Annotated in this window: 15 protein-coding genes and 3 rRNA genes; 14 read left to right on the top strand and 4 right to left on the bottom strand. The window is 64.6% G+C overall.

Annotation, left to right across the window (positions count from 1 at the left end; all coding sequences use genetic code 11):
* The first annotated feature begins 58 nt into the window (after positions 1–58).
* The 9 genes from ACTAQI_RS15485 (at position 59) to ACTAQI_RS15445 (ending at position 16,278) form a co-directional block, all read left to right on the top strand.
* The gene (locus ACTAQI_RS15485; protein ID WP_457947011.1) at positions 59–1,066 is read left to right on the top strand and encodes a LacI family DNA-binding transcriptional regulator; all 1,008 of its coding nucleotides are present in this window, start codon (positions 59–61) and stop codon (positions 1,064–1,066) included.
* A gap of 96 nt (positions 1,067–1,162) precedes the next feature.
* Entirely contained in the window at positions 1,163–4,195 is a 3,033-nt protein-coding gene (locus ACTAQI_RS15480; protein WP_457947009.1) for a glycoside hydrolase family 2 TIM barrel-domain containing protein, read from the top strand.
* A 569-nt stretch (positions 4,196–4,764) separates the two neighbouring features.
* Positions 4,765–6,288, top strand: a 16S ribosomal RNA gene (locus tag ACTAQI_RS15475).
* A gap of 497 nt (positions 6,289–6,785) precedes the next feature.
* Positions 6,786–9,915 (top strand): 23S ribosomal RNA (locus ACTAQI_RS15470).
* A 170-nt stretch (positions 9,916–10,085) separates the two neighbouring features.
* Positions 10,086–10,202: ribosomal RNA gene (gene rrf / locus ACTAQI_RS15465) — 5S ribosomal RNA — on the top strand.
* Together the 16S, 23S and 5S rRNA genes form the textbook arrangement of a ribosomal RNA operon.
* A 443-nt stretch (positions 10,203–10,645) precedes the next feature.
* Positions 10,646–10,930: an HU family DNA-binding protein gene (locus ACTAQI_RS15460; protein ID WP_011693739.1), complete on the top strand. Its 285-nt coding sequence runs from the start codon at positions 10,646–10,648 to the stop codon at positions 10,928–10,930.
* 115 nt (positions 10,931–11,045) lie between these two features.
* Positions 11,046–13,217 (top strand): cytochrome c oxidase assembly protein, encoded by a 2,172-nt coding sequence (locus ACTAQI_RS15455; RefSeq protein WP_457947007.1) that lies wholly within the window; start codon positions 11,046–11,048, stop codon positions 13,215–13,217.
* A complete protein-coding gene (locus tag ACTAQI_RS15450; protein WP_457947006.1) occupies positions 13,217–15,241 on the top strand; it encodes an NHL domain-containing thioredoxin family protein in 2,025 nt (674 codons plus the stop codon). The genes ACTAQI_RS15455 and ACTAQI_RS15450 overlap by 1 nt, the downstream gene beginning before the upstream one ends.
* A gap of 515 nt (positions 15,242–15,756) precedes the next feature.
* Positions 15,757–16,278 (top strand): endonuclease domain-containing protein, encoded by a 522-nt coding sequence (locus ACTAQI_RS15445; RefSeq protein WP_457947005.1) that lies wholly within the window; start codon positions 15,757–15,759, stop codon positions 16,276–16,278.
* Between the two features lie 58 nt (positions 16,279–16,336).
* Here the strand turns inward: ACTAQI_RS15445 and ACTAQI_RS15440 are convergent, their stop codons facing one another.
* The 4 genes from ACTAQI_RS15440 to ACTAQI_RS15425 form a co-directional block, all read right to left on the bottom strand.
* Positions 16,337–17,329, bottom strand: a complete 993-nt coding sequence (locus ACTAQI_RS15440) for a hypothetical protein (protein ID WP_457947003.1) — start codon at positions 17,327–17,329, stop codon at positions 16,337–16,339.
* A 155-nt stretch (positions 17,330–17,484) separates the two neighbouring features.
* Positions 17,485–19,236: a helicase HerA-like domain-containing protein gene (locus ACTAQI_RS15435; protein ID WP_457947001.1), complete on the bottom strand. Its 1,752-nt coding sequence runs from the start codon at positions 19,234–19,236 to the stop codon at positions 17,485–17,487.
* A gap of 45 nt (positions 19,237–19,281) precedes the next feature.
* On the bottom strand, positions 19,282–19,821 hold the full coding sequence (locus tag ACTAQI_RS15430; RefSeq protein WP_457947000.1) for a GNAT family N-acetyltransferase: 540 nt from the start codon (positions 19,819–19,821) through the stop codon (positions 19,282–19,284).
* Positions 19,822–19,842: 21 nt separating this feature from the next.
* Positions 19,843–21,777 carry an FAD/NAD(P)-binding protein gene (locus ACTAQI_RS15425; protein ID WP_457946999.1) on the bottom strand — a complete coding sequence of 645 codons (1,935 nt, stop codon included), beginning with the start codon at positions 21,775–21,777 and terminating at the stop codon, positions 19,843–19,845.
* Between the two features lie 282 nt (positions 21,778–22,059).
* On the opposite strand from ACTAQI_RS15425, the gene ACTAQI_RS15420 reads away from it, so the two are divergent.
* Genes ACTAQI_RS15420 through ACTAQI_RS15400 form a run of 5 tightly spaced genes read left to right on the top strand, consistent with a single transcriptional unit; the run spans position 22,060 to position 26,826 of the window.
* On the top strand, positions 22,060–23,076 hold the full coding sequence (locus ACTAQI_RS15420; RefSeq protein ID WP_457946998.1) for an amino acid ABC transporter permease: 1,017 nt from the start codon (positions 22,060–22,062) through the stop codon (positions 23,074–23,076).
* Positions 23,076–23,885, top strand: a complete 810-nt coding sequence (locus tag ACTAQI_RS15415) for an amino acid ABC transporter ATP-binding protein (protein ID WP_457946997.1) — start codon at positions 23,076–23,078, stop codon at positions 23,883–23,885. The genes ACTAQI_RS15420 and ACTAQI_RS15415 overlap by 1 nt, the downstream gene beginning before the upstream one ends.
* A gap of 9 nt (positions 23,886–23,894) precedes the next feature.
* Positions 23,895–24,929 (top strand): transporter substrate-binding domain-containing protein, encoded by a 1,035-nt coding sequence (locus tag ACTAQI_RS15410; RefSeq protein WP_457946996.1) that lies wholly within the window; start codon positions 23,895–23,897, stop codon positions 24,927–24,929.
* On the top strand, positions 24,926–25,762 hold the full coding sequence (locus ACTAQI_RS15405) for a DUF1684 domain-containing protein (RefSeq protein ID WP_457946995.1): 837 nt from the start codon (positions 24,926–24,928) through the stop codon (positions 25,760–25,762). The genes ACTAQI_RS15410 and ACTAQI_RS15405 overlap by 4 nt, the downstream gene beginning before the upstream one ends.
* On the top strand, positions 25,759–26,826 hold the full coding sequence (locus ACTAQI_RS15400; protein ID WP_457946994.1) for an LLM class flavin-dependent oxidoreductase: 1,068 nt from the start codon (positions 25,759–25,761) through the stop codon (positions 26,824–26,826). The genes ACTAQI_RS15405 and ACTAQI_RS15400 overlap by 4 nt, the downstream gene beginning before the upstream one ends.
* Positions 26,827–26,828: the final 2 nt, after the last annotated feature.

The following is a 26,828-nucleotide window of genomic DNA, read 5'->3' as shown; positions in this document are numbered from 1 at the left end:
CCCTACCGCTTTAACAAACAAAACCAGCACGAACGGTTGGCACCTAGACTTACCGTTTATGGACCCCCAGACCTCCGGCCCCAGGGGCAAGCGCGCCACCATCCTGGATGTGGCAGCTGCAGCAGGCGTATCGCGCCAAACCGTAACCCGGGCTATGAACGACATGGCCGGCATCAGCCTGGAGACCAAGGAACGGGTCCAAAGGCTCGCTGCAGAGATGGGCTACAGCCCCAGCCGCTTCGCGAAAGGCCTGGTGCAGGGGGCGCGGATCTCTGTTGGTCTCGCCATCCCTGATCTGACCAATCCCTATTTCCCAGCCTTTGCCTCCAGCGTGGTGGAAGCCGCTACCGAGCGCGGCTGGACCGTGGTGGTGGACGACTACGGCCATGGCACGGGCAGCGCAGTGGACTCCGCTGCCCGGCTTGCGCCCCAGGTGGACGCGCTGATCGGCTACCTCGCGCCGCATCCGGATGAGGCTCAGGCACTCATGGGCCGGCGGCCCGTCGTCGCCCTTGACTCCCCGGACGCGGGCACCGCCGGCGGGATCTCCTTTGACTATCGTCACGCTGCCCAGCTGGCTCTGACCCATCTGTCATCCCGCGGGTGCCGGAATGTCATCTTCCTGGACTCGGACCAGGGCGGCACCGCCACGAGCCGAAGCACGGCAGCAGCGGCAGTGGCGGCACAGGCGGGCATCCACCTCACCCGCGTGCAGGCGGAACCGTCTGCGGCCGCGGCAAAGTCCGCTGTGGCCCTCCTCCCTACCGGAGCTGGGCGCATCGACGGCATTCTCGCCTTCAACGACCTGATGGCTGCAGGCGCGCTGAAGGCGCTGCAGGAGTCAGCCACATCGGTCCCCGGGGACTGTGCTGTCATCGGCATGGACGGAATACCGCTCGGAGAACTGCTTACGCCTGAGCTGACCACCCTCTCCCTGGACCTGCGCGGCGTGGGCCGCGCCGCCGTAGGCCTCCTGGATGGTTTACTCACGGGCGCCATTTCGGACCGCAGCCTCGAAGCCCATCTGACCCTGCGGCACCAGCTGATCCTCCGGCAATCCGCTTGACCCCTATCCAAATCGAGAGTAAGCGCATAAGCTTTTGCTCTGGAACGTGAACGTTCACGTTTGCCACTCGATCTGTTCTCCCCGCTAGGAAAATCCATGTCAGTCCACACCCCCGCCGCAAATGGCGGCCCCCGGTCCGCTCCGGCAGCCGCAAGCTCCTCCCGCAGCCTCGATCTCGCCGCGTCCGATGTCGCCGAGTTGGCCTCCCTGGGACCCGGCCGGGGAGCACTTCCGGCGCGGGCTTACCTGGTGACGGACGCGCCCAGGCTCTCACTCAATGGGGAATGGCAGTTCCGGCTGAGCCAGGGAATCAGGACGGCCCCCAGCGACGGGTGGCAGAACGGCAAGGAGCTGTCCGGCTTCACGGCCCTCCCCGTCCCCTCCAGCTGGAACATGCACGGCCACGGATCCCCGGCATATACCAACGTCCAGTTCCCCTTCCCGGTGGAGCCGCCGTACGTACCGGACGCCAATCCCATCGGCGATCATCTGGTGACCTTTGAGGCGGGCCCGGACTTCTTCCCGCACGCCCTGCTGCGGTTCGACGGCATCGACTCCGCGGCGACCGTGTGGCTGAACGGAGTGGAGCTGGGGACCACCCGCGGGAGCAGGCTGGCCCACGAATTCGACGTCTCGGGCGTCCTGGTGGAGGGAGCCAATACACTGGCCGTGCGGGTGGCCCAGTTCTCTGCTGCGAGCTATGTGGAGGACCAGGACATGTGGTGGCTGCCGGGCATCTTCCGGGACGTCACCCTGCAGGCACGGCCGGAGGACGGCATCGATGATGTCTTTGCCCACGCCGGCTATGACCCGGGAACGGGCGAAGGCACGCTCCGTGTGGAGGTGAGCCGGGCGGGGAAGGCGATTGACGCCGTCGTACGCGTTCCGGAACTTGGCCTTGAACTGCCTGCGGGTGTGGAACACCATATCTCCGCCGTGGAACCATGGTCTGCCGAGATCCCGCGACTCTACAACGCGACGGTGAGCACCCCTGGTGAGACTGTCGCACTGCAGCTGGGGTTCCGCAGTATCACTATCGAAGACGCCCAGTTCAAGGTGAACGGCCGCCGTATCCTGCTCCGCGGCGTGAACCGCCACGAGCACCATCCCCGACTTGGCCGTGTGGTGCCACGGGACGTGGTGGAGGCGGAGCTGCGGCTGATGAAGCAGCACAACATCAATGCCATCCGGACCTCGCATTACCCGCCCCACCCCGAAGTCCTGGCGCTGGCAGACCAGCTCGGCTTTTACGTGGTCCTTGAATGCGACCTCGAGACGCACGGCTTCCACAGCGCCGGCTGGGCACAGAACCCCAGCGATGATCCGCAGTGGGAGGAGGCCCTGCTGGACCGGATGCGGCGCACCGTTGAGCGCGACAAGAACCATCCATCGGTGATCATGTGGTCCCTGGGCAACGAGGCCGGCACCGGCCGGAACCTTGCGGCGATGTCGCGCTGGACCAAGGACCGGGACCCCTCCCGCCCCATCCACTACGAGGGCGACTGGTCCTCACCGGACGTGGACGTCTACTCCCGGATGTACGCCAGCCAGGCCGAGACGGCGCTCATCGGGCAAGGCAACGAGCCAGCCCTGGAGGACGCCACGCTGGACGCACGGCGCCGTGCCATGCCGTTCGTGCTCTGCGAGTATGTCCACGCCATGGGCAATGGGCCCGGCGGCATGAGCGAGTACCAAGAGTTGTTCGAAAAGTACCCCCGACTAATGGGCGGCTTCGTCTGGGAGTGGCTGGAGCACGGTATCACCGTTCCATCCCCCGGCGGCGGCGAGCATTTCGCCTATGGCGGGGACTTCGGTGAGGAAGTCCACGACGGAAACTTCGTCACGGACGGCCTCGTGGACGCCAACCGCAACCCCCGCCCCGGGCTGTTGGATTTCAAGAAGGTGATCGAGCCGCTGCGTCTGGAGGTGGCGCCGTCATGGGCCAACTTCACCGTGCGGAATGGGCAGGACTTCGCGGACACCTCCGCCTACCGTTTCCAGTACAAGGTGGAGGCCGACGGCGGCACGCGGCTGGAGGGAACGGTGGCGCTTGCGCCGCTGGCGGCGCAGTCGACGGCTGCCGTGGAACTGCCGGCGGAGGTTGCCGGCTACGTGGCGGGGCTGCCGCAGGACCGGACCGCGGTGCTCACCGTGAGCGCTGAGCTGGCCTCGGATTCTGCCTGGGCCGCTGCCGGCCACGAGGTTGCTTGGGGGCAGGCTGTCAGGGTCGCTTCTCCAGTCGCGGAGGTGCCGGCCGGGGACCTGCTTGAGGCCGGGGACGACGAACTCCGGCTGGGGACCGCGGTGTTCAACCGGGCCACCGGGATGCCAACGTCCATTGGCGGACTTCCCGTGGAAAAGTTCGGCCTGGTCCTGTGGTGGCCCCCGACCGACAACGACCTTGGCCGGGAGTGGGGAGGTCCGGACGAACGGCCCCTTGCTACCCAGTGGAGGGACGCGGGACTCGACCGGCTGCACACCCGGCTGCTGGGTATCAGCGCCGAATCAGCGCCCGACGGCGGGGAGCACCTGCGCGTCAGCACGCGCATGGCAGCGGCGGACAAGCAGTTCGGGATGCTGGTGGATTACCTGTGGACCAGCAACTCCGGCTCAATGGCCCTGCGGACCCAGGTCCGGCCGGTGGGGGAGTGGGTCAACGCCGGCTTCGAGGTGGAGTGGGCGCGGATCGGACTGGAGCTGGTCCTGGGCGCACAGACCACCAACGTGCAGTGGTTCGGCCAAGGTCCGCACCAGAGTTACCCGGACGCCGGGCAGGGTGCACGGACAGGCTGGTTCTCCCTCCCCCTCACAAGCCTGGATGTTGAGTATGTCCGCCCCCAGGAGTCGGGTGCCCGGTCCGGCGTGCGATCCGCTGTGCTGCACACGGGTGGCAGGGAGCTGCACATTTCAGGCGAACCCTTTGCGCTGACAGTTCGGCCATACAGCATGCAGGCCCTTGAGGCGGCAAACCATAGGCCGGATCTGGTACCGGACGGATGGAGCCACATCTACGTTGACCATGCATTGAGGGGCGTGGGCACAGCAGCGTGCGGGCCCGGTGTTTTGGAGCCGTACCGGCTGAAGCCCCGGCAGGCTGACTTCCAAGTGGTCCTCGAGGTGCAGGGGTAGCCCATCCTGGCCCTCGTTGGATGTGAGCCACTCCATAAAGGAAGTAATCCCGCCCCGGCAGGGGGAGATGCCCCGATGCCAGCCCCAAGAACCGCGGATTTCCGGGGTTTCTGGGGGCATGGGCGCCCTGTGGGGCTCGATTTGCGGTGGGGGGTGTGTGCGGGTATTGTTTTCTGAGTCGCCGCCGCTGAAGCGGAAAGATAGCGGCCAACCCCCTTACCAAACAGCCTGAAAATGGTTCGCCTCTTGGCGCGCCGGACGTGGGTGGGGCCGGTCTCAGAGCAAAGAAAATCGCGGAAACGCCGATTTGCGAAGCTCCTTGAGATCGACTAAGTTTGAAAAGTTGCTCCGGAGCGATCCTGAACGAAAGTTTGGGTGGTGCCGGGTGTGTCTGTTGTTTGAGAACTCAATAGTGTGCCAAGTTTGTTGATACCGATTTTTTATAAAATTGGTTGATTGTGCTGGGTTTGTCCACCCCGTGGATGGGCCTGGTGTTTTTAGCTGGTTTCAAATTTTGTGCAGCTGTTTCCGCCGTTATTTCCGGTGGTTGTGGTTGTGTCTGTTTGTTTTCAACGGAGAGTTTGATCCTGGCTCAGGATGAACGCTGGCGGCGTGCTTAACACATGCAAGTCGAACGATGAACCTCACTTGTGGGGGGATTAGTGGCGAACGGGTGAGTAACACGTGAGTAACCTGCCCTTGACTCTGGGATAAGCCTGGGAAACTGGGTCTAATACCGGATATGACCGACTATCGCATGGTGGTTGGTGGAAAGCTTTTGTGGTTTTGGATGGACTCGCGGCCTATCAGCTTGTTGGTGGGGTAATGGCCTACCAAGGCGACGACGGGTAGCCGGCCTGAGAGGGTGACCGGCCACACTGGGACTGAGACACGGCCCAGACTCCTACGGGAGGCAGCAGTGGGGAATATTGCACAATGGGCGCAAGCCTGATGCAGCGACGCCGCGTGAGGGATGACGGCCTTCGGGTTGTAAACCTCTTTCAGTAGGGAAGAAGCCGCAAGGTGACGGTACCTGCAGAAGAAGCGCCGGCTAACTACGTGCCAGCAGCCGCGGTAATACGTAGGGCGCAAGCGTTATCCGGAATTATTGGGCGTAAAGAGCTCGTAGGCGGTTTGTCGCGTCTGCCGTGAAAGTCCGGGGCTCAACTCCGGATCTGCGGTGGGTACGGGCAGACTAGAGTGATGTAGGGGAGACTGGAATTCCTGGTGTAGCGGTGAAATGCGCAGATATCAGGAGGAACACCGATGGCGAAGGCAGGTCTCTGGGCATTAACTGACGCTGAGGAGCGAAAGCATGGGGAGCGAACAGGATTAGATACCCTGGTAGTCCATGCCGTAAACGTTGGGCACTAGGTGTGGGGGACATTCCACGTTTTCCGCGCCGTAGCTAACGCATTAAGTGCCCCGCCTGGGGAGTACGGCCGCAAGGCTAAAACTCAAAGGAATTGACGGGGGCCCGCACAAGCGGCGGAGCATGCGGATTAATTCGATGCAACGCGAAGAACCTTACCAAGGCTTGACATGAACCGGTAACGCCTGGAAACAGGTGCCCCGCTTGCGGTCGGTTTACAGGTGGTGCATGGTTGTCGTCAGCTCGTGTCGTGAGATGTTGGGTTAAGTCCCGCAACGAGCGCAACCCTCGTTCTATGTTGCCAGCACGTGATGGTGGGGACTCATAGGAGACTGCCGGGGTCAACTCGGAGGAAGGTGGGGACGACGTCAAATCATCATGCCCCTTATGTCTTGGGCTTCACGCATGCTACAATGGCCGGTACAAAGGGTTGCGATACTGTGAGGTGGAGCTAATCCCAAAAAGCCGGTCTCAGTTCGGATTGGGGTCTGCAACTCGACCCCATGAAGTCGGAGTCGCTAGTAATCGCAGATCAGCAACGCTGCGGTGAATACGTTCCCGGGCCTTGTACACACCGCCCGTCAAGTCACGAAAGTTGGTAACACCCGAAGCCGGTGGCCTAACCCCTTGTGGGAGGGAGCTGTCGAAGGTGGGACTGGCGATTGGGACTAAGTCGTAACAAGGTAGCCGTACCGGAAGGTGCGGCTGGATCACCTCCTTTCTAAGGAGCACCTACAACGATCACGTACCGGCGCATGTTGGTGTGTGGTGTTGTCAGGAAGCAAGCCCGCAGCATGGACGATTGTTCCGTGGCGGGTGCTCATGGGTGGAATATCAACAAATAGGTGCCTGGTGGCACGGACCATTGTTAGTACGGATGCTTTCCTTTGTGGGGGTTGTCCTGGAACGCGGTTGGTTTGTTGCTGCTGGGTAGTGTTTGGCACACTGTTGGGTCCTGAGGCAACAGGGCCGGGGGTTTTTGCCTTCGGTACTTTGTTTCTGGTTTCCCTGCCATGGCGGTCCGTGCACGTGTTTGTGTGTGGGGTGTGTGGTGTGGGGTTGTTGTTTGAGAACTACATAGTGGACGCGAGCATCTTGTATAAGAAGCAATTTCCAAGATTAATGAACCTGGATCTGGTTCGTGTGCTGTGACTCTTTTGGGGTTGTGGTGCGTGGAACGGTTTTCATGGTTCTCTCGAAAATGTTTTTGATCTTTGTGGTCAAGTTTTTAAGAGCACACGGTGGATGCCTTGGCATTAGGAGCCGAAGAAGGACGTAGGAATCTGCGATAAGCCTGGGGGAGTCGATAACCGGACTGTGATCCCAGGGTGTCCGAATGGGGAAACCCCGCCGAGCGCGCGAGTGACTCGGTGACCCGTACCTGAACACATAGGGTGCGTGGGGGGAACGCGGGGAAGTGAAACATCTCAGTACCCGCAGGAAGAGAAAACAATAGTGATTCCGTTAGTAGTGGCGAGCGAACGCGGATCAGGCTAAACCGTTCCATGTGTGATAGCCGGCGGGCGTTGCATGGTCGGGGTTGTGGGACTTTCCATACCAGTTCTGCCGGGCTGGTGGGGTGTGATGTGCGCGCATAGGTGAACGGTTTTGAAAGGCCGGCCAGAGAGGGTGTTAGTCCCGTAACCGTAATGTGTTTGTACCGCCTGTGAGAGTATCCCAAGTAGTACGGGGCCCGAGAAATCCCGTGCGAATCTGTCAGGACCACCTGATAAGCCTAAATACTCCCTAATGACCGATAGCGGACCAGTACCGTGAGGGAAAGGTGAAAAGTACCCCGGGAGGGGAGTGAAACAGTACCTGAAACCGTGTGCTTACAATCCGTCGGAGCCAGTCTGATTCTGGTGACGGCGTGCCTTTTGAAGAATGAGCCTGCGAGTTAGTGTTACGTCGCGAGGTTAACCCGTGTGGGGCAGCCGTAGCGAAAGCGAGTCTGAATAGGGCGTGTGAGTGGCGTGATCTAGACCCGAAGCGAAGTGATCTACCCATGGCCAGGTTGAAGCGACGGTAAGACGTCGTGGAGGACCGAACCCACTTCAGTTGAAAATGGAGGGGATGAGCTGTGGGTAGGGGTGAAAGGCCAATCAAACTTCGTGATAGCTGGTTCTCCCCGAAATGCATTTAGGTGCAGCGTTGCGTGTTTCTTGCTGGAGGTAGAGCTACTGGATGGCTAATGGGCCCTACAAGGTTACTGACGTCAGCCAAACTCCGAATGCCGGTAAGTGAGAGCGCAGCAGTGAGACTGTGGGGGATAAGCTTCATAGTCGAGAGGGAAACAGCCCAGACCACCAACTAAGGCCCCTAAGCGTGTGCTAAGTGGGAAAGGATGTGGAGTTGCCCAGACAACCAGGAGGTTGGCTTAGAAGCAGCCACCCTTAAAAGAGTGCGTAATAGCTCACTGGTCAAGTGATTCCGCGCCGACAATGTAGCGGGGCTCAAGTACACCGCCGAAGTTGTGGCATTCAAGCATTGACTAAGCCTTCGTGGTTCAGGTGTTTGGATGGGTAGGGGAGCGTCGTGTGGGCGGTGAAGTCGCGGTGTAAACCAGCGGTGGAGCCTACACGAGTGAGAATGCAGGCATGAGTAGCGAAAGACGGGTGAGAAACCCGTCCGCCGAATGATCAAGGGTTCCAGGGTCAAGCTAATCTGCCCTGGGTAAGTCGGGACCTAAGGCGAGGCCGACAGGCGTAGTCGATGGACAACGGGTTGATATTCCCGTACCGGCGAAAAACCGTCCATGTTGAACAGGGGATACTAACCGCCCGAGACCTGACCGATCACCCTTGTGGTGTGAGGTTTTTGGTGGAGCGCGGGACCTGATCCTGGGAGGCAAGCGTATTAACAGGTGTGACGCAGGAAGGTAGCCGAGCCGGGCGATGGTTGTCCCGGTCTAAGGATGTAGGGCGAGTGGTAGGCAAATCCGCCACTCATTGTGCCTGAGATCTGATGGGACCCCCGTTTGGGGGGATTTGGTGATCCTATGCTGCCGAGAAAAGCATCGACGCGAGGTTTTAGCCGCCCGTACCCCAAACCGACACAGGTGATCAGGTAGAGAATACTAAGGCGATCGAGAGAATTATGGTTAAGGAACTCGGCAAAATGCCCCCGTAACTTCGGGAGAAGGGGGGCCCCAACCTTGAACGGACTACGCGTCCGGGAGGGGATCGGGGCCGCAGAGACCAGGGGGAAGCGACTGTTTACTAAAAACACAGGTCCGTGCGAAGTCGCAAGACGATGTATACGGACTGACTCCTGCCCGGTGCTGGAAGGTTAAGAGGACCGGTTAGCCTGTAAGGGCGAAGCTGAGAATTTAAGCCCCAGTAAACGGCGGTGGTAACTATAACCATCCTAAGGTAGCGAAATTCCTTGTCGGGTAAGTTCCGACCTGCACGAATGGAGTAACGACTTCCCCGCTGTCTCAACCATAAACTCGGCGAAATTGCAGTACGAGTAAAGATGCTCGTTACGCGCAGCAGGACGGAAAGACCCCGAGACCTTTACTATAGTTTGGTATTGGTGTTCGGAGTGGCTTGTGTAGGATAGGTGGGAGACGTTGAAGCCCGGACGCCAGTTCGGGTGGAGTCATCGTTGAAATACCACTCTGGTCACTTTGGACATCTAACTTCGGCCCGTAATCCGGGTCAGGGACAGTGCCTGATGGGTAGTTTAACTGGGGCGGTTGCCTCCTAAAAAGTAACGGAGGCGCCCAAAGGTTCCCTCAGCCTGGTTGGCAATCAGGTGTCGAGTGTAAGTGCACAAGGGAGCTTGACTGTGAGAGAGACATCTCGAGCAGGGACGAAAGTCGGGACTAGTGATCCGGCGGTACATTGTGGAATGGCCGTCGCTCAACGGATAAAAGGTACCTCGGGGATAACAGGCTGATCTTGCCCAAGAGTCCATATCGACGGCATGGTTTGGCACCTCGATGTCGGCTCGTCGCATCCTGGGGCTGGAGTAGGTCCCAAGGGTTGGGCTGTTCGCCCATTAAAGCGGTACGCGAGCTGGGTTTAGAACGTCGTGAGACAGTTCGGTCCCTATCCGCTGCGCGCGCAGGAAATTTGAGAAGGGCTGTCCTTAGTACGAGAGGACCGGGACGGACGAACCTCTGGTGTGTCAGTTGTACTGCCAAGTGCACCGCTGATTAGCTACGTTCGGATGGGATAACCGCTGAAAGCATCTAAGCGGGAAGCTCGCTTCGAGATGAGATTTCCATACACTTTATGTGTGAGAGGCCCCCAGCCAGACCACTGGGTTGATAGGCCGGATGTGGAAGCGAGGACTAACGACTCGTGAAGCTGACCGGTACTAATAGGCCAACAACTTACACCACACAGAAACATACAAAACACTGTGCTTGCGTCCACTATGTGGTTCCCAACCAACAACCCGCCACGGGGAAACGGTTACACGGAACCAACAACTGAATAACAACACCACAAATGTTGTAACCACCAGTCTTCCCACCCCCCAAAGCATCACCGGGGGACCGGGTAAAAGGGTTACGGCGGTCATAGCGTGGGGGAAACGCCCGGTCCCATTCCGAACCCGGAAGCTAAGACCCACAGCGCCGATGGTACTGCACCCGGGAGGGTGTGGGAGAGTAGGTCACCGCCGGACACACATTAAGTAGGGCCCTGACAAGGAACGTCAGGGCCCTACCGCTTTAACAAACAAACCACAGGGTCCAGGCCCACTAGTCCTCCCCGAACGCCCCACCACCTCCCGCGGGGAAACGGCGAACGCCCCACCACCTCCCGTGGCGCTTCCCACCCACGCCCGCAGGATGTGATGCCGCGTCCTCGGAATGCCGCAGGGAGTGGTGGGGCGTACCAAGTAAGACTGCAGGACATGATGGCGCGTCGTTAGGACACCGGGGCCGGGAGGGCAAAGGGGTGCTGGAGGCGTGGAATATGCCCCGGAATCGGTGATTAACCTCAAAAAGTGGCGGAAACACGCGGAATTTGCGGTCCGTAACCGCCCAAGCTGGTAAGTTTTCGAACAGTGGCCTGCGCGCACGCCGCGTGCAGGCTCCAGAATCAGAACCGTCCAGGAGGACATCAATGGCTAAGAACCGTAGTGAACTTGTTGCAGAGGTAGCTGGCAAGGCCGGCACCAGCCAGGCTGCCGTCAACTCCGTCCTCGACGCACTGTTCGAGGTTTTCGAGACTTCTGTCGCCGCCGGCGAGAAGATCACCATCCCGGGCTGGCTCGCCGTCGAGCGCACCGACCGTGCAGCACGCACCGGCCGCAACCCCCAGACCGGCGAGACCATCCAGATTGCAGCAGGCCACAGCGTCAAGCTGACCGCCGGCTCCAAGCTGAAGGCTGCAGTCTCCAAGAAGTAGAGCTTATTCCTGTCCGGCATGCAGCCGGATGGAAAAGGAGCGGCAACCCCCGGGTTGCCGCTCCTTGGCATTTAAGGCCGGATTCGCCGCCCGGGCAGGCGTAGCGGACAATGGAATGGTGTCTTCTGCCGCAAAACCACGTTCCACCCCGCCCCAGTCCAGTCCTGGCAAGGGAGCTGCGGTCCGGGACGCCGGTCGTCAGGGGATCCCGGTGCCCTGGCAGCTCTCAGGCCTGGCAGCCCTCTTCCTGGGCCTCGCGGCAGCACTGATCTTCTCCGGCGCCGCAGCGGCCCGCAGCGTGGCCGACCCCGGAGCCCTGGTCCGCTGGGGACTGCCCATCAGCAAGGCCATCCACAACGTTTCGCTGGCGACGGTTGTCGGAGGACTGATCTTCGCCGTCGGCATTCTTCCCAAGAACCTCAACGTGCGGAACGCACGCAACCGGGACCGGGAAACGCCCAGGGACAACGCGGCACCCGAACATCCCGCCTTTGCCCGCGTCCTCGCTGTGGCGGCCGTCGCGGGTGCTGTGTGGACCTTGTCCGCCATCGCGGTCCTGGTGCTCACCTACGCCGACGTGGCCGGGCAGGGGCTGTCGGGCGATCCCGCCTTTACCCAGGCCCTCGTGTACTTCATGACGGACATCGACACAGGCCGCGCATGGCTCGCCGTCACCATCATCGCCGCGGTGGTGACGACGGCGCTGTTCGGCGTCAGGTCCCTCGGCGGCCTGGCCCTCACCCTCATCCTGGCCCTCATCGGTTTGGTCCCCACGGCCCTGATCGGTCACTCCTCAAGCTCGTCGGACCACGAGGGCGCCATCAACTCGCTTGGCCTGCATCTGTTGGGAGTCAGCACCTGGGTGGGCGGCATCATCATCCTGGCCCTGCTGTCCGGGATCCTGACGGGGCCCAAGGCCGGGGCAGCCCCGGATATCACCGAACCCACACTCCGCCGGTTCTCCACCCTGGCCGGCTTCGCCTTTGTCCTGGTCTTCGCCTCGGGCATCATCAATGCCAGTATCCGCGTCACCAGCTGGTCCGATCTCTTCGGCTCCGCCTACGGGCAGCTGATCCTGGCCAAGACGGCCGCCGCAGTGGTGCTGGGCGGGATCGGCTTCATGCACCGGCAGTGGGTCATCCCGCAGCTTGGCCGCAAGGGCGCCACGCTGTCCTCACGGCGGGTGCTGTGGCAGCTGGTCCTGGCCGAGCTGCTGGTCATGGGTGCCACCTCGGGCATCGCCGTGGCCCTGGGCCGCTCGGCCCCGCCGCAGCCAACGGAACTGGCACCCAACGCTTCACCCGCCTTCATCCTCAGCGGCTACGAGCTGCCGCCTGAGCTCACACCCGAACGCTGGCTCACTGAATGGCGGCTGGACTGGATCTGGGTTGGCGTGGCGCTCTTCGGCCTGGTGACCTATTTCCTGGGCGTTGCCAAGGTCCGCCGCCGGGGAGACTCGTGGCAGTGGTTCCGGTCCCTGAACTGGGTTATCGGCCTGGTGGTGCTGACGTACATCACGTCCGGGCCGCCGTCGGTATACGGCCGCATCCTGTTCTCCGCGCACATGGTGGACCACATGGCCCTGACCATGGTGGCCCCGATCTTCCTGGTGCTGGGCGCGCCGGTGACCCTGGCCCTGCGTGCGCTGCCCGCCCGCGGTGACGGCTCACGCGGCGCCCGCGAGTGGCTTCTGGTCTTCGTGCACTCGAAGTTCTCGCAGCTGGTCACCCACCCGCTGTTCGCGGCCGCGAACTTCGCTGGCTCCATCATCCTGTTCTACTACTCGGACCTGTTCGGCTTCGCCATGCGCGAGCATGTGGGCCACGAACTGATGAACCTGCACTTCCTGCTCACCGGATACATCTTCGTGCTCAGCATGATCGGCACCGACCCCCTGCCGCTCCGCGCGCCGTACCCCATGCGGCTGCTCCTGCTGCTGGCGACCATGGGCTTCCATGCTTTCTTCGGCGTCTCCATCATGGGCGGCACGGGGCTGATGGCCGCGGACTACTTCGGCAACCTGGGCCGTGCCTGGGGACCGTCGGCCCTCCTTGACCAGCAGGCCGGCGGCGCGGTGGCCTGGGGAATCGGCGAGGTGCCAACGCTGCTGGTGGCGATCGGCGTCGCCATCATGTGGTCCAGGTCGGACCAGCGGGAGACCAAACGGGTGGACCGCGCGGCGGACAGGAATAACGACGCCGATCTGACCGCTTACAACGATATGTTTGCCAAATTGGCCGAACGCGACGCCAAGCTGGCTGAACGCAACAAGCTGGAAGGACGCTGATGAGCGAAACCGTACGCACGCATGCCCGGGTCCGGGCCTCCGAACTGGTGGGCCGCAACTGGTTGAACACCGGCGGCAAGTCCCTTGATCTCGAAGCCCTGCGCGGCAAGATCGTGCTGCTCGATTTCTGGACCTTCTGCTGCATCAACTGCCTGCACGTCCTGGATGAACTGCGGCCGCTCGAGCAGCAGTACTCGGACGTGCTGGTGACGGTGGGCGTGCACTCGCCCAAGTTCGAGCACGAGGCGGATCCGGTGGCCCTGGCCGCCGCCGTGGAGCGCTACGAGATCCACCACCCCGTGCTGGACGATCCCGAACTGGACACCTGGAAGGCGTACACCGCCCGCGCCTGGCCCACCCTGGTGGTCATCGACCCTGAGGGCTACATCGTGGCGCACCTCTCCGGTGAGGGCCACGCGGACGGGCTCGCCGTGCTGATCCCCGAACTCATCGCCGAACACGAGGCCAAGGGCACCCTGCACCGCGGCTCCGGCCCGTACGTGGCGCCCGAAGCGACGTCGGGCACCCTGCGCTTCCCGGGAAAGGCACTCTTCCTGCCGCCGGGACGCGGTTCCACCGCTTTGGCTGGAACGGCCGACGACGGCACTTCAGCAGGTGCCGCAGTCCAGGATGCTGCGGAGAAGGGCTCATGGCTGGTCACCGACACTGGCCACCACCGCCTGGTGGAGCTGGGCACCGACTTCCAGACCGTCCTGGCCACCTTCGGTTCCGGCATCAAGGGCTACGCCGATGGGCCTGCCGCAGGGGACACCGCCAGTGCACAGTTCAACGAGCCCCAGGGCCTGGTCCTGCTGCCGGAAGATGTGGCAGCCAAGGCGGGCTACGACGTCGTCATTGCCGACTCGGTCAACCACCGCCTCCGTGGATTGTCGCTCACGGACGGAAAGGCCTCCACCCTGGCCGGCAACGGCATCCAGCGCCTGCTGGAAACCGGCCCCGCCCGCGTGGATGAGGAAGGCGCCGGCTTCAGCGGCTCGCTGGGCAACGATCCCCTGGAAGTTGCCCTGAGCTCGCCGTGGGACGTGGTGTGGTCGCGCAAGCTCAATGCGGTGGTGGTGGCCATGGCCGGCACGCACCAGATCTTCAGCTTTGATCCCGTGACGGGCGCCGTGGCGATCATCGCCGGCAACGGCCTCGAAGGACTCCTCGACGGCCCCGCCCACGAGGCCTGGTTTGCCCAGTCCTCCGGCCTCGCCGAAGACGCGGACGGCAACATCTGGGTAGCGGATTCCGAGACCTCGGCCCTCCGGAAACTGGTGGTTGGCGACGACGGCGCCATCACCGTGGAATCCGCCGTGGGCAAGGGCCTGTTCGACTTTGGCTTCCGCGACGGACCCGCCGCCGAAGCCCGCCTGCAGCACCCGCTGGGAGTAACTGTCCTGCCGGACGGCTCCGTGGCCATCGCTGACACCTACAACGGGGCCGTGCGCCGCTATGACCCCGCGTCCGGCACGGTGTCCACCCTTGCCCGCGGCCTCGCCGAGCCCTCCGACGTGATCGTGGACCACACCCAGTCCGCCGGCTCGGAGCCCCTCCTGGTGGTGGTGGAGGCCAACAAGCACCAGCTGGTCTACGTCCCCATTCCCAAGGAGGCGCAGCAGGTGGATGAGGGGGCGTCGCAGACCCACCGGCCCAAGAGCCCCGTTGCACCCGGCACACTGGACCTGACCGTCCGCTTCACGGCTCCCACCGGGCAGAAGCTCGATGACCGCTGGGGCGATCCCACGCAGCTGAAGATCTCCTCCACCCCGCCCGAGCTGCTGCTGTCCGGCGGCGGAACCTCCGTGGGACTGCTGCGCACCCTGGAGCTGTCCCCGGACGTTCCTGAGGGAGTGCTGCACATTACCGCCCGCGCGGCCGCCTGCGACGGGCCGGAAACCGAGGACGGCGAGATCCCCGACCACGCAGCCTGCCACCTCTACCAGCAGGACTGGGGCATCCCGGTGGTCATGCAGGCCGACGGCGACACCGAATTGGTCCTGGACCTGCGCGGTATGGACTGACCCGCCGCTGGTTGCTGAACTGGCCCGGTTTTCGACTCGTTGGGAGCGGAAACCGGGCCATTTCTGCTACTTCTGCTGGAAAAACTGGGCCAGTTTGACGGCACTTCCTGTCCACATAGCCACGCCCAGCACTGCCGTCACTGCACGGTTGGGGGCATGGTGGCGGGATGGAGCCTGAGGAAATTCTCAGATCTGCTGGCGGCGTTTCACTGACGCGCGATGTGCTCTCCGCGGGCGCCCGGGAGGCGGAGCTGCGCCGGGCTATCCGGAGCGGCCAAGTAGTGAGACTGGACAGAGGGCTTCTCGCCGTGGCGGGCGCCGACCCTCAACTGATCGCCGCCGGACGGGCCCGCGGCCTCGTCACCTGCGCGTCGGCCGCACGCCTCTACGGACTGTGGCAGCTCCGGCCACCTGAACAGCCGCACTATTGGCAGAGCAACGGACGGAACGCAGTCCGTTGCATGAGTCACCGGACTCCGCTCACGCAGCCGCCTCGCCATAGAACCCTTGCTGCCTTGCCTGACGTCCTGCTTCACGCGCTGCTGTGCCTGCCCGAACTTGAGTCCTTAGTAATGGTGGAGTGCGCCTGCAACCGTGGGGACATCAAGCCATCCTCTCTGTTCCGCCATCTGAATGGCCACCGGTCCGGCAAGGCACGGGACGTTCTGCCCAAGGTTGAACGTGGCGCAGACTCTCTCCCGGAAACCCTGGCGCGGGTGCTGTTCAGGGATGCCGGCATTGCCACCGAGACCCAGGTGTGGATCGAGGGCATCGGACGCGTGGACTTCCTCCTGGAAGGCTTCCTCATCGTGGAGATCGACGGCTTGGCCTTCCACCTGGAACCACGGCAGTTCAAGAAGGACCGCCGGCGCGACAATGCGGCAATGCTGCGAGGCCTGCCCGTACTCAGGTTCTTCTACGATGACGTGGTTTACGCGCCTGAATCCGTCCTGGCGCAGGTCAGGGAGGTGCTGGCTCGAGGGTCGCTGCGCTGGCCGCGGTCGGACCAGCCCACTTTTCGGCAGGATTGGGTCTAAAGCTGCAAACAGCACTTCAATTAGGGGACGAAAACTGGGCCAGTTCGGCGATACGGGCCTAGAAGCTCAGCATCGGGGTGACCTTCACCGTGTCACCCGCTACGTCCAGGCGGGTGGTGAAGCTGAAGTCCACCTCGGCGTCCAGCGGGTACCAGGCCCCGGTGAAGGAGTTTTGCTGGAGCGCCTCCACCTTCGCTTTGCCGTCCAGCGGTGGCACCACCCATCGGCCGTCGAACGGCTCCACCGATACACCCGGGTACTCGGTCACGGTCCACCGGATGCTGCCGTCCTGGACCCTGTTGTTGCTGGCGAAGTAGAAGGGGCAGTCCGGCTGGAGTTTCTGTTCCTTGACGGCCTCTGCAGCGCAGCCGTCCAGGAATTCCCTGACCTTGGCCGAAACGTCGCTTTTCAGTTTGTCCGTGGCCTGGGTCAGCAGGTTAAGCGGTGCCACCGGGGCGTCCTTGGAGGTGACCGTGGCCCGGGTGGCGGGAGCCGAGAAGTACTGCCCGTCAAGGGAGGCCTCGTACTCGCCGGGGTAGAACACGGCAAAGGAATTGCGGCCGTTGGGCATGTTCACCGGAACCCCGTTCACCGCGGCCTCACTGCCGTTGACCACGGTGATATCAACGGTGGGCAGCCGCGACGGGACAAATGCCCAGGTGTTGAAGAACAGCCACTCGGTGCCGGTCTTCTGCAGCAGGAATTCCGTGTGCAGCCGGCTGCCGTCGATGGTGTATTCCATGGGCACCATCACCTGGTTTCCCGGGCGTTCCTCGGGGTCGCCGATGGCCACATTGGTGACGCGGGATGCCGCAGTCTGCAATCCGGTGCCGTCCAGCATGGCGGCGTTGCTGGGCGGAACCGCGGCCCGGAGGATCCCCAGCGCACGGCCGCCGTCCCCGCTCTTCAGCGCATCCAGGTATTCCCTGACCGGCTGCTGCGGACTGGCCACGGTATTGTTCACAACGTTGATGGCCACAATGGCTCCGGCGACGGCAAGCATGAGGCCCAGCAGCCATCCGGCCGCGATCCTCACCAACGCTTGACTCATCTGCACGTTCCTTACAGTAACGTCAGTGCGGACGCACACTAAAGTTGGCGTCCCCCCTAATCTGCCGGGCAACACCCGGTTAACGCCCGACGGCGGGGCGCCGGGACAGCGTCAACAGGGGCCTTGGGCAGCCTTCCGGGTCAGCGGGTGCAGGGTCAGCGGCGCCGGCGGCGGGACGACGTGCCGAACACTCCGCGCAGCAGTTCGCGTCCCAGCTGCGTGCCCATGGATCGTGCCATGCTCTTGAGGCCGCCGCCCAGGGCGCCGCCGAGTACCCCGCCCAGGTCGCCCATCATGCCGCCCGCTTGAGGCTCCGGCTGACGGGTCTCCGGCTGTCGGGTCCGCGGTGCCTTGGTCCGGGGTTTGGGCTCGCTGTAATCGGGTCCGCTGTACTCCGGCGCGCTGTACTGGGGTTCAGGAACCTGCGCGGGCCTGCTGCTGGGCCTGCCCAGGATTTCCTCCTCGATCCGCCGGGCCTCGGCGTCAACGTCGTACCCGGCAGGGGTGGCAGGTGCGCCGGCAGGAGATCCAGCCGCCGGACCCGTGGGCGCGGCAGCCTTGCCGGACAGCTTCTCGTAGGCGGAGGGGTTGTCCACGGTGGTGCCGTACTTGCCCAGCAGCGCGGAGCCCGCCACCGTGCTGCGGACCAGGGCGTTCTCGCTGGGGCCCATGACGGATTCCGGTGCGCGGAGCCGGGTGAGGGCCACGGGAGTGGGCGCACCTCTTTCGTTCATGACGGTGATGACGGCCTCGCCAATGCCCGCGGAGGTCAGCGTCTCTTCGAGGTCATAGTCGCTGACCGGGAAGGTGGACACCGTGGCCTTGAGCGCCTTGGCGTCCTCGGGGGTGAACGCGCGCAGGGCGTGCTGGACCCGGTTGGCCAGCTGGCCCAGGACATCGGCGGGGACATCCTTGGGCGTCTGGGTGACGAAGAAGATGCCCACGCCCTTGGACCGGATCAGCCGGACGGTGGTGGTGATGGCATCCAGGAAAGCCTTGGACGCCCCATTGAACAGCAGGTGGGCCTCGTCCAGGAAGAACACCAGCTTGGGCTTGTCCAGGTCGCCGGCCTCGGGGAGGTCCTCGAACAGGTCTGCAAGCAGCCACATCAGGAACGTGGAGAACAGCATGGGCTTGGTCTGCAGGGTGGGCAGTTCCAGGCAGGTGACCACGCCGCGGCCGTCCGGAGCGGTGCGGAGCAGCTCGGCGGTATCGAACTCCGGCTCACCGAAGAACTTCTCCAGCCCCTGCGCCTCGAGGTTGACGATTTCCCGCAGGATCACGCCGGCGGTGGCCTTGGACAGGCCGCCGAGTTCCTCGAGTTTGTCCTTGCCCTCGTCCGAGGTGAGGAACTGGATGACGGCGCGAAGGTCCTTGAGGTCGATCAGCTCCAGGCCGTTCTTGTCCGCGAAGTAGAACACCAGCTGCAGGCTGGATTCCTGGGTGTCGTTCAGTTCCATGATCCGCGAGAGCAGGATGGGCCCGAACGAGGTTATCGTGGCGCGGACCGGGACACCGTTGCCGTCCCCGCCCAGCGCCAGGAACTCAACGGGAAACGTCTTGCCCTGCCAGGGCTGGCCAATGCTTTGGGTGCGGGCGGTGAGTTTGTCGTTGCCGACGGCGGCAGTGGCCAGGCCGGAAAGGTCGCCTTTGATGTCGGCCAGGAACACGGGGACGCCCGCCGTGGACAGCTGTTCGGCCATCATGTGCAGGGTCACGGTCTTGCCCGTACCGGTGGCGCCGGCCACCAGCCCGTGCCGGTTCATCATGGCCAGCGGCAGCCGCACCGGCGCGTCCTTGTGGAGCTCGCCGTCGATGATGGCGGCTCCCAGCTCGATGGTGGCACCTTCCAGCGTGTAGCCCTTTTGGATGGTGGCAAGCTTCTCTGCTGTGGTTTTGGTGGCCATGGCGCTAGCTTAGCGGCGGCTGCCCCGGATGTGGCGCGACCCGCGTCAGATTTGCTGCCGGGCGGGCAGCTCTTTGGTGAAGGCCAGCGGCCCGATGGTTTCCGGGTCCGCAGCCAGGTCGAACTGGGCCTGGTAGCCGGTGTTGAGGTAGAGGTGCCTGGCTTCCGGCTGCCGCGGCCCGGTGGTGAGGTAAAGCCGAGTGTAGCCGCGGGCGGCGGCCAGGGACTCGAGCTCGGCCAGCACCACCCGGCCCAAACCACGACGGCGGTGGGCTGAGTGCGTCCAGATCCGTTTCAGTTCCGCCGTGGTGGGGTCGTACCGGCGGAACGCGCCGCCGGCGATCGACTCGCCGTCTTCCTGGATGATCAGCAGGGCGCCGTGCGGTTCCTCGAATTCCGCCGCCGGGTAGCGGTTCAGCTCGTCCGCGGCAGCGGTGCGGCCGAACAGGTCCCCGTAGCGGGTGTCGTATTCGACGGCGAGTTCGTCCAGGAGCGGCCGGACGCGCGGATCGTGCATGGGGAGGCTGAGGACCGACAGTCCGGCGGGATCAAGCGCCCTGGGACGAAGGTGGGGTTCTGCGGTCACTGGTCATTCCTTGTCACTGGTTCAGTTCTTTCCGGCGGCGGCTGGTTCTGGAGTAATTGTGGCCCGGCCGGCCAGGTCCCGGGCAACGCCGAGGATGGTGCGGGCCAGGGCGTCGTTCTCGCGGAACGGCGCGGCGTTGGTGTTGGGCCGGGCAAAGGCGCCCGCGCCCCAACCGGATGTTCCCGGACCGATGCCAAAGAGGGTGGGCCGAGGGTTCCCGTCGGATCCCACCAGTTGGTGCCGGGCTGAGACCAGCAGCTTCCCGGTGGAGTGGATGCCGTCCGTGGTCAGCAGCTGCTGCTCGCTTCCCAGCCCGCTGTAGTGCAGGGCGGAGAGCACAGGATTTAGCGAGCGGGCCACGGACGTGGACGGCAGCCGCGCCTCGATCAGGGCAGTGGCCGTAACGGAAACCCCCGACTGCGGTGACGAAGCAACAAACAACCCGGTGGCTTCGTCGGCGCACACCTGCAGGCCCGGACCCAGGAACTGCAGCAGCCCGGCCCGGTGGAGTGCCAGCATCTGGCGGAGCCGGTGGGGCGGCGGACCCGAGTCAACAAAGCTGAAGAAGCCGTGCCACCAGCCATGGATGACCTGCTGCGACCGGGCGTTCAGCCGCTCCGGCGGAACCACTCGGCCCACCTCCATGTAGACATGCAGCAGGGCCAGGAACAGCGCAAGCGTTTCCGGGTGGTCCGCGCTGTCCCGCAACCGCAGGTCATTCTCGATATAACCGGATACCGCGTCCTGCACCTCCGCGTGGTCACGGAAGCGGCGGCCCTCGAAGGGACGGTCCAGCCGCTCCAGGTCCAGGTGCAGGGCGGAATCCGGGACGGCGGCGGCAACCAGGTCCACGCGAGCCGGGCTGTACCAGTCCAGTTCTGCGTAGCGGGCGGCGAACTCGTCCCACCCCATCGCACTGTGCTCCGGGCTGCCGGTGAGGATCTCCCGGTAGTAGTAGTGCCCGGCTTCCTTGGCGATCAGGGGCCAGAGGTGTTGGCGGAAGTCCAGTTCGCCGTGCTGCTGCAGGAGGGCCTCCACCGCGGCGGCCGTAAAGAACTGCAACGGCCCCGGAGCCTGGCCCCGCAGGGCTGCAGAAACCTTCGAGTGGTACGGCACGCCCCGCCGCGACCCGGCCCACAGCCGCGGCTCCCGTCCCGACGGAAGGTAGCGCAGCCCGCCGTCGGACGTTTCCTGGAACCTGCCGCCGCGCCCTTCAAAAAGGAGGACCAGCAGGTCCACGAAGGCCAGGCCCATCCCGGAGACGATCACGTCCTGTCCGGCGGCGATGGGGGAGTAGTCGACGTCGGTGGTGTAGCCCGGTGCCGCGTGGTAGCCGCCGTGCCGGGCGGCGAAGTCCGAGAAGCCGGCGGATACGGCGTCAGGGCGGGAGTCGGTGTGGCCCAGGGCGGTCACCACGATGTCCGCGTGCAGGGTCCGGCCGTTGGCCAGTTCAACCTGATGGCCGCCCTCCGCCTGCTCCGTGATGCCCACGGCCGTGGTGCGGTGGACCGTCACGCTGCGGCCAAGCGACCTCGCCGCGCGGCGGAAGAACCACTCCAGGTACTGGCTCTGCAGCTGGCGGGTGGGAAAGGTGGTGCCCGTTAGAGCCCGCAGCTGGTCCCACAGCGGCTGCGGGAAGTCCGGAACGTCGATGATGGAGGCATCCAGCACGCCACCGGCCCACTCGGCCAGCCCCGGTCCCGGCGCTGCGGGTCCTTCGCAGTCCACCGACCCGTCCGTGAACATGGTGATGTCCGCGGCCATCGAGTTCAGCAGAAGACCGGGGTCCTGCTCGTACCGCCAGATGCGGCCCGAACCCGGGATGTGCGGCTCCACCACATGGACCTGCAGCGGTCCGGCGAAGACGTCCGGCCGGTTGGCGGCGATCCGTTCCAGCACACCGGCCGTGCGCGGCCCGCCGCCAATGAAGACGATTGCCGGGATGGTGGCTGGCATGGGTACTCCTGACGGCAGGACGGGGAATTGAGTGCCCATGCTAGGCAGCCGTGACGACGGCGGTCGAGCGCCTGGTCACGGCCGTTAACCCCGCGTCACGGCACGTTACGGGACGCAAAAAACCGACTCATGACGCCGTGCGAAGCCGCGTGAACTATTGCAACCTGCCGCCTTGCTGCCCTGTTCCGGCCGGTCCTAGATTTGCAGCCAGCAACGGGCCAAACGGTCCCGACCCGGGGCTGCGGCCCAACCGGAAACCCACGACGAGAAGCGAGGTGGCACATGAGTTCAGCAGCAACGACGGTGGCGCAGTCACAACAGCAGCAGCCGGCACCGCCGGCGGAATTGCCGCCGTCTGAGGGTGGTGCGGCATTCCGGCGGGCCATCGACTATTCGTCCTACCGGGTGGTGGCCGCCAGGCATCCGTGGCGCTGGGTGGGGACGGCCGTCGTCGCGCTTGGTGTCCTTGCGGTGGCCTGGTCCCTGGCCACCAACCCGCGCTGGGAGTGGGGCGTGGTGGCGCAGTGGTTCACCGCGCAGTCCGTGGTCAACGGCCTGGTGGAAACGCTGAAGCTGACTGCCATCTCCGGCGTCCTGGGGTTCGTGCTCGGCTTCATCCTGGCCCTGATGCGGCTCTCGGCGTCGCCGCTGCTGGTCTCGGTGTCCTGGACGTTCTCCTGGATCTTCCGCTCCACACCGCTGCTGGTCCAGATGCTCCTTTGGTACAACCTGGGCTACCTGTACGAGAAAATCAGCCTGGGAATCCCCTTCACCGACGTCCGGTTCTTCGAGGTCCAGACCACCACACTGATCAGCCAGTTTGCGGCAGCAGTGCTGGGACTGACCCTGAACCAGGCCGCCTACTCGGCCGAAATCATCCGCGGCGGCATCCTGTCCGTGGACCAGGGACAGCTGGAGGCGGCGGCCGCGCTGGGAATCCCGGCGTGGCGCCGCTCCACCAGGATCGTGCTGCCGCAGGCCATGCGCGCCATCCTGCCCACCGCGTTCAACGAGATCATCGGCCTGGTAAAGGGCACCTCGATCGTCTACGTCCTGGCCTACTCCGAGCTGTTCTACACCGTCCAGGTCATCTACAACCGCACCCAGCAGGTCCTGCCGCTGCTGCTGGTGGCCACGCTTTGGTACATCGTGATCACGTCCGTGCTGAGCGTCTTCCAGTACTACATCGAGCGGCACTACTCCAAGGGCGCCGTGCGGAACCTGCCGCTGACGCCCCTGCAGAAGGCCCGCAAATTCTTCGCCACCCACGCGGCAGTGCCCAACCGGAGGAACATCTGATGACTGCAACCCTTACCGCCCCGGCAGCCACCCGCGGCCTGGTGGAGATCACCGGTGTGCGCAAGTCCTTCGGCGCCACCGAAGTCCTCAAAGGCGTCAGCCTCACCGTGGAACCCGGCGGCGTGGCCGTGATCGTGGGCCCCTCCGGTTCCGGGAAGTCCACCCTGCTGCGCACCATCAACCACCTGGAAAAGGTGGACGGCGGCCACATCACCATCGACGGCCAGCTGGTGGGCTACCAGATCCGCGGCGACCGGCTGCACGAGCTGCGCGAAAAGGAGATCCTCAAGCAGCGCACCGAAATCGGCATGGTGTTCCAGAACTTCAACCTGTTCCCGCACCTCACCGCCCTGGAAAACGTGGCCGAAGCGCCGGTGGTGGCGCAGGGTCGCTCCAGAGAGGACGCCCGCCGCCGCGGCCTGGAACTCCTGGACCGCGTGGGTCTCAAGGACCGTGCGGACGCCTACCCGCGCCAGCTCTCCGGCGGCCAGCAGCAGCGTGTGGCCATCGCCCGCGCCCTGGCCCTGGACCCCAAGATCCTGCTGTTCGACGAGCCCACCTCCGCCCTGGACCCCGAGCTGGTCAACGAAGTGCTGGACGTGATCCGCGAACTGGCCACGTCCGGCACCACGCTGATCATCGTGACGCATGAGATGGGCTTCGCCCGCGACGTGGCGGACACCGTGGTGTTCATGGACCAGGGCCAGATCGTGGAACAGGGCACCCCCAAGGACATTTTCAGCAACCCCCAGGAACCGCGCACCCGGAGCTTCTTCTCCAAGGTGCTGGAACCGGCCTTCAACATCTAAGGACCTCCCATGGCTTTCCCAACCCGCAGCCGCGCACTCGCCGCACTTCCCGCCGTCGTACTTCTTGGCACCGCCGCGCTCGCCGGGTGCGCCGACCCCGGCGCCTCAGCCGCCGGCAACCCCAGCGGAGGGGCGCAGACGACGGCGGCCCGCAACGGCGTCGTCTACAACACCTCCCCGGACCAGCAGCGGATCCGGGCTGACAAGGATGCGGGGCTCGCCGCCAAGGTCCCCGCGCTGATCGGCAAGGACGGCAAGCTGACCGTGGCCACCACCGCCGGCTCCATCCCGCTGTCCTTCCACGCCACGGACGACAAGACGCCCATCGGCTCCGAGCTGGACATCGCCCAGCTGGTGGCGGACAAGCTGGGCCTGGAACTCGATGTCCAGGTCACGTCCTGGGAGAACTGGCCGCTGAAGACCCAGTCCGGCGATTTCGAGGCAGTGTTCTCCAACGTGGGCGTGAACAAGGACCGGGTGAAGCTGTTCGATTTCGCCAGCTACCGGGCCGCGTACATGGGCTTTGAGGCCAAGAAGTCGTCCACGTATGACATCAAGGGTGCGGATGACATCTCCGGCCTGAAGATTTCCGTGGGGTCCGGGACCAACCAGGAGAAGATCCTGCTGGCCTGGAACAAGGAACTCGAGGCCAAGGGGAAGGCGCCGGCCACGCTGCAGTACTACTCGTCCGACGCCGACACCATCCTGGCGCTGTCCTCCGGCCGCACGGACCTGAACATCGCCCCCTACCCGTCCACGGTTTACCGCGAGAACACCCGGGATGACCTGAAGGTGGTGGGCAAGGTCAACGCCGGGTGGCCGTCCGAAACCCTGGTGGCCGCCACCACGCTGCGCGGCAACGGCCTGGCGCCGGTCATCTCCGAGGCCCTCAACTCCGTCATCAAGGACGGCTCCTACGGGAAGGTGCTGGAACGCTGGGGCCTGTCAGAGGAAGCGCTGCCCGAGTCCAAGACCATCACCGAGGAAAACTACGGGGCCACGCAGGCCACCCCATCAGCGACCCCTTCAGGGAAGGCATCATGAACGCGATCCACACCGAAACCGCCCTTGAGTCCTTCGACGCCGACTGGCAGGAATGGCACGCCGCCCACGAACAGCAGCGCGTCCACCCGCACGGTTTCCTGGCGGTGACCCACCTGCACTGGCTGGGCAGCGAACCCGCGCGGCTGGATGGTGCGCCGGGCACCTGGAGTGTGGAGGCCGACGTCGTCCGCGTCGTTCTGGAGCCGGGCGAGAGCCTGCAGCAGGACGGCAGCGAGCTGAACACTTCGCCCGGTGCTGCCGTGGAGCTGGGCCCCATCGAGGAGCGCGGCGGCATCAACCTGGTGTCCGGCGGCACGGTGATTGAGCTGGCCAAGCGCGGCGGCGAATACATCGTTCGGCCACGCCATCCCGAAAACCGGCTGCTGCAGGAGTACCAGGGCACGCCCGCCTACTCGCCGGATGCGGCGTATGCCGTCCGCGGGACCTTCGTGCCGTTTGAGGCGCCGCGACCCACCACGGTGGGCGCCGCCGTCGAAGGCATCCAGCATGTCTACGAGGCGCCGGGCGAGATCCGCTTCAAGCTGGCCGGCCAGGAGCTGGCGCTGACCGCGTTCAACGGCCACGTCCCCGGCTCGCTGTCCGTGCTGTTCACGGACCAGACTTCCGGCACGACCACGTACGCGGCCAACCGGTCGCTCTCGGTGGTGCCCGCCGCGGACGGGTCCGTGCTGCTGGACTTCAACCGGGCGGTGAACCTGCCGTGCGCCTACACCGACCTGGCCACCTGCCCGCTGCCGCCGGCGGAGAACCGCCTGCCCGTGGCCATCGAGGCCGGCGAGAAGACTCCCTACGAACGTCAGGACCAGCAGTGAGCACCTCTGCAATCAAGCCCGGGTTTCTTGCCATTGAGCTCGACGGCGCCGGCTGGGAGGGTGCCGACATCACCCGCGCCGTGCTGGCCGCCGAGTCCGCCGGCTTCCATGCCGCCACGTTCACCGACGCGCCCGCTCCCGGCCGGGCCAACGCACTGCAGCGGGCGGCCTTCGCCGGGCCCGTGACGCGCACCATCGCCCTGGTCCCCGAGGTGGATACCGTCTACACCGAGCCGTTCCACGTCTCCACCCAGCTGGCCAGCCTGGACTACGTTTCAGGCGGCCGGGCCGGCTGGATCGTCACGGCAACGGAATCCCCTGAGGCTGCTGCCGCCGTCGGACGGGCTGCCGTGACCGGTGACGCCCTGGGCCAGGAAGCCGCCGCGTCCATCGAGGTGTCCCGCCGGCTGTGGGACTCCTGGGAAGACGACGCCGTGATCCGCGATGTTGCTACCGGCCGGTACATCGATGTGGACAAGCTGCACTATGTGGACTTTGAAACGCCTGCCGATTTTGCCGGTCCTGGCTATTCGGTGAAGGGGCCATCGATCATTCCGCGGCCGCTTCAGGGGCAGTTGCCCGTGCTGGTGCCGGTGTCGCTGCTGGGAGAAGTGCCGGCTGACGCTGTGGATGCCGTGCTGGTGTCCGCGCCCACCGTGGAACTGCTGGCGGCCGAAGTCCGCGACGTCCGGGCCCGGGTGGGTGCGTCCGTTGCGGTGATCGCCGAGCTCGACGTCGTCCTGGACGCCCGCGGGCAGGCTGCGGTGGATCGCGTGGCCGGCTTCGTTCCGGCTGGCGATGGCGGCCAGACCGTCTACGCCGGTTCCGCAACCGGTCTCACGGACTTCCTGGCGGACCTCCTGACGGAGGCCGACGGCGTGCGGCTGCACCCGGCGTCGCTCTTTGTGGAGCTTGAGGAGCTGGGCCGCCTGGTCCTTCCGGAGTTGCGCCGCCGCGGAGTGCTCCGTCCCGCCGTCCAGGACGGAACCTTCCGCGACTTGTTGGGGCTTCCGCGCCCGGTGAGCCGTTATGCAACCGCTGCGCCCGCCGGCGCTGGAAAGTAAGG

It is taken from the genome of Pseudarthrobacter sp. alpha12b (genome assembly GCF_054130495.1).
This window is presented reverse-complemented; position numbering and strand designations above follow the sequence as displayed.

What these genes read in the sequence shown, in the direction of transcription:
- ACTAQI_RS15485 (WP_457947011.1), top strand. Translation starts at nt 59, where the DNA reads ATGGACCCCCAGACCTCCGGCCCCAGGGGCAAGCGCGCCACCATCCTG.
- ACTAQI_RS15480 (WP_457947009.1), top strand. Translation starts at nt 1,163, where the DNA reads ATGTCAGTCCACACCCCCGCCGCAAATGGCGGCCCCCGGTCCGCTCCG.
- ACTAQI_RS15460 (WP_011693739.1), top strand. Translation starts at nt 10,646, where the DNA reads ATGGCTAAGAACCGTAGTGAACTTGTTGCAGAGGTAGCTGGCAAGGCC.
- ACTAQI_RS15455 (WP_457947007.1), top strand. Translation starts at nt 11,046, where the DNA reads ATGGTGTCTTCTGCCGCAAAACCACGTTCCACCCCGCCCCAGTCCAGT.
- ACTAQI_RS15450 (WP_457947006.1), top strand. Translation starts at nt 13,217, where the DNA reads ATGAGCGAAACCGTACGCACGCATGCCCGGGTCCGGGCCTCCGAACTG.
- ACTAQI_RS15440 (WP_457947003.1), bottom strand. Translation starts at nt 17,329, where the DNA reads ATGAGTCAAGCGTTGGTGAGGATCGCGGCCGGATGGCTGCTGGGCCTC.
- ACTAQI_RS15435 (WP_457947001.1), bottom strand. Translation starts at nt 19,236, where the DNA reads ATGGCCACCAAAACCACAGCAGAGAAGCTTGCCACCATCCAAAAGGGC.
- ACTAQI_RS15425 (WP_457946999.1), bottom strand. Translation starts at nt 21,777, where the DNA reads ATGCCAGCCACCATCCCGGCAATCGTCTTCATTGGCGGCGGGCCGCGC.
- ACTAQI_RS15420 (WP_457946998.1), top strand. Translation starts at nt 22,060, where the DNA reads ATGAGTTCAGCAGCAACGACGGTGGCGCAGTCACAACAGCAGCAGCCG.
- ACTAQI_RS15415 (WP_457946997.1), top strand. Translation starts at nt 23,076, where the DNA reads ATGACTGCAACCCTTACCGCCCCGGCAGCCACCCGCGGCCTGGTGGAG.
- ACTAQI_RS15410 (WP_457946996.1), top strand. Translation starts at nt 23,895, where the DNA reads ATGGCTTTCCCAACCCGCAGCCGCGCACTCGCCGCACTTCCCGCCGTC.
- ACTAQI_RS15405 (WP_457946995.1), top strand. Translation starts at nt 24,926, where the DNA reads ATGAACGCGATCCACACCGAAACCGCCCTTGAGTCCTTCGACGCCGAC.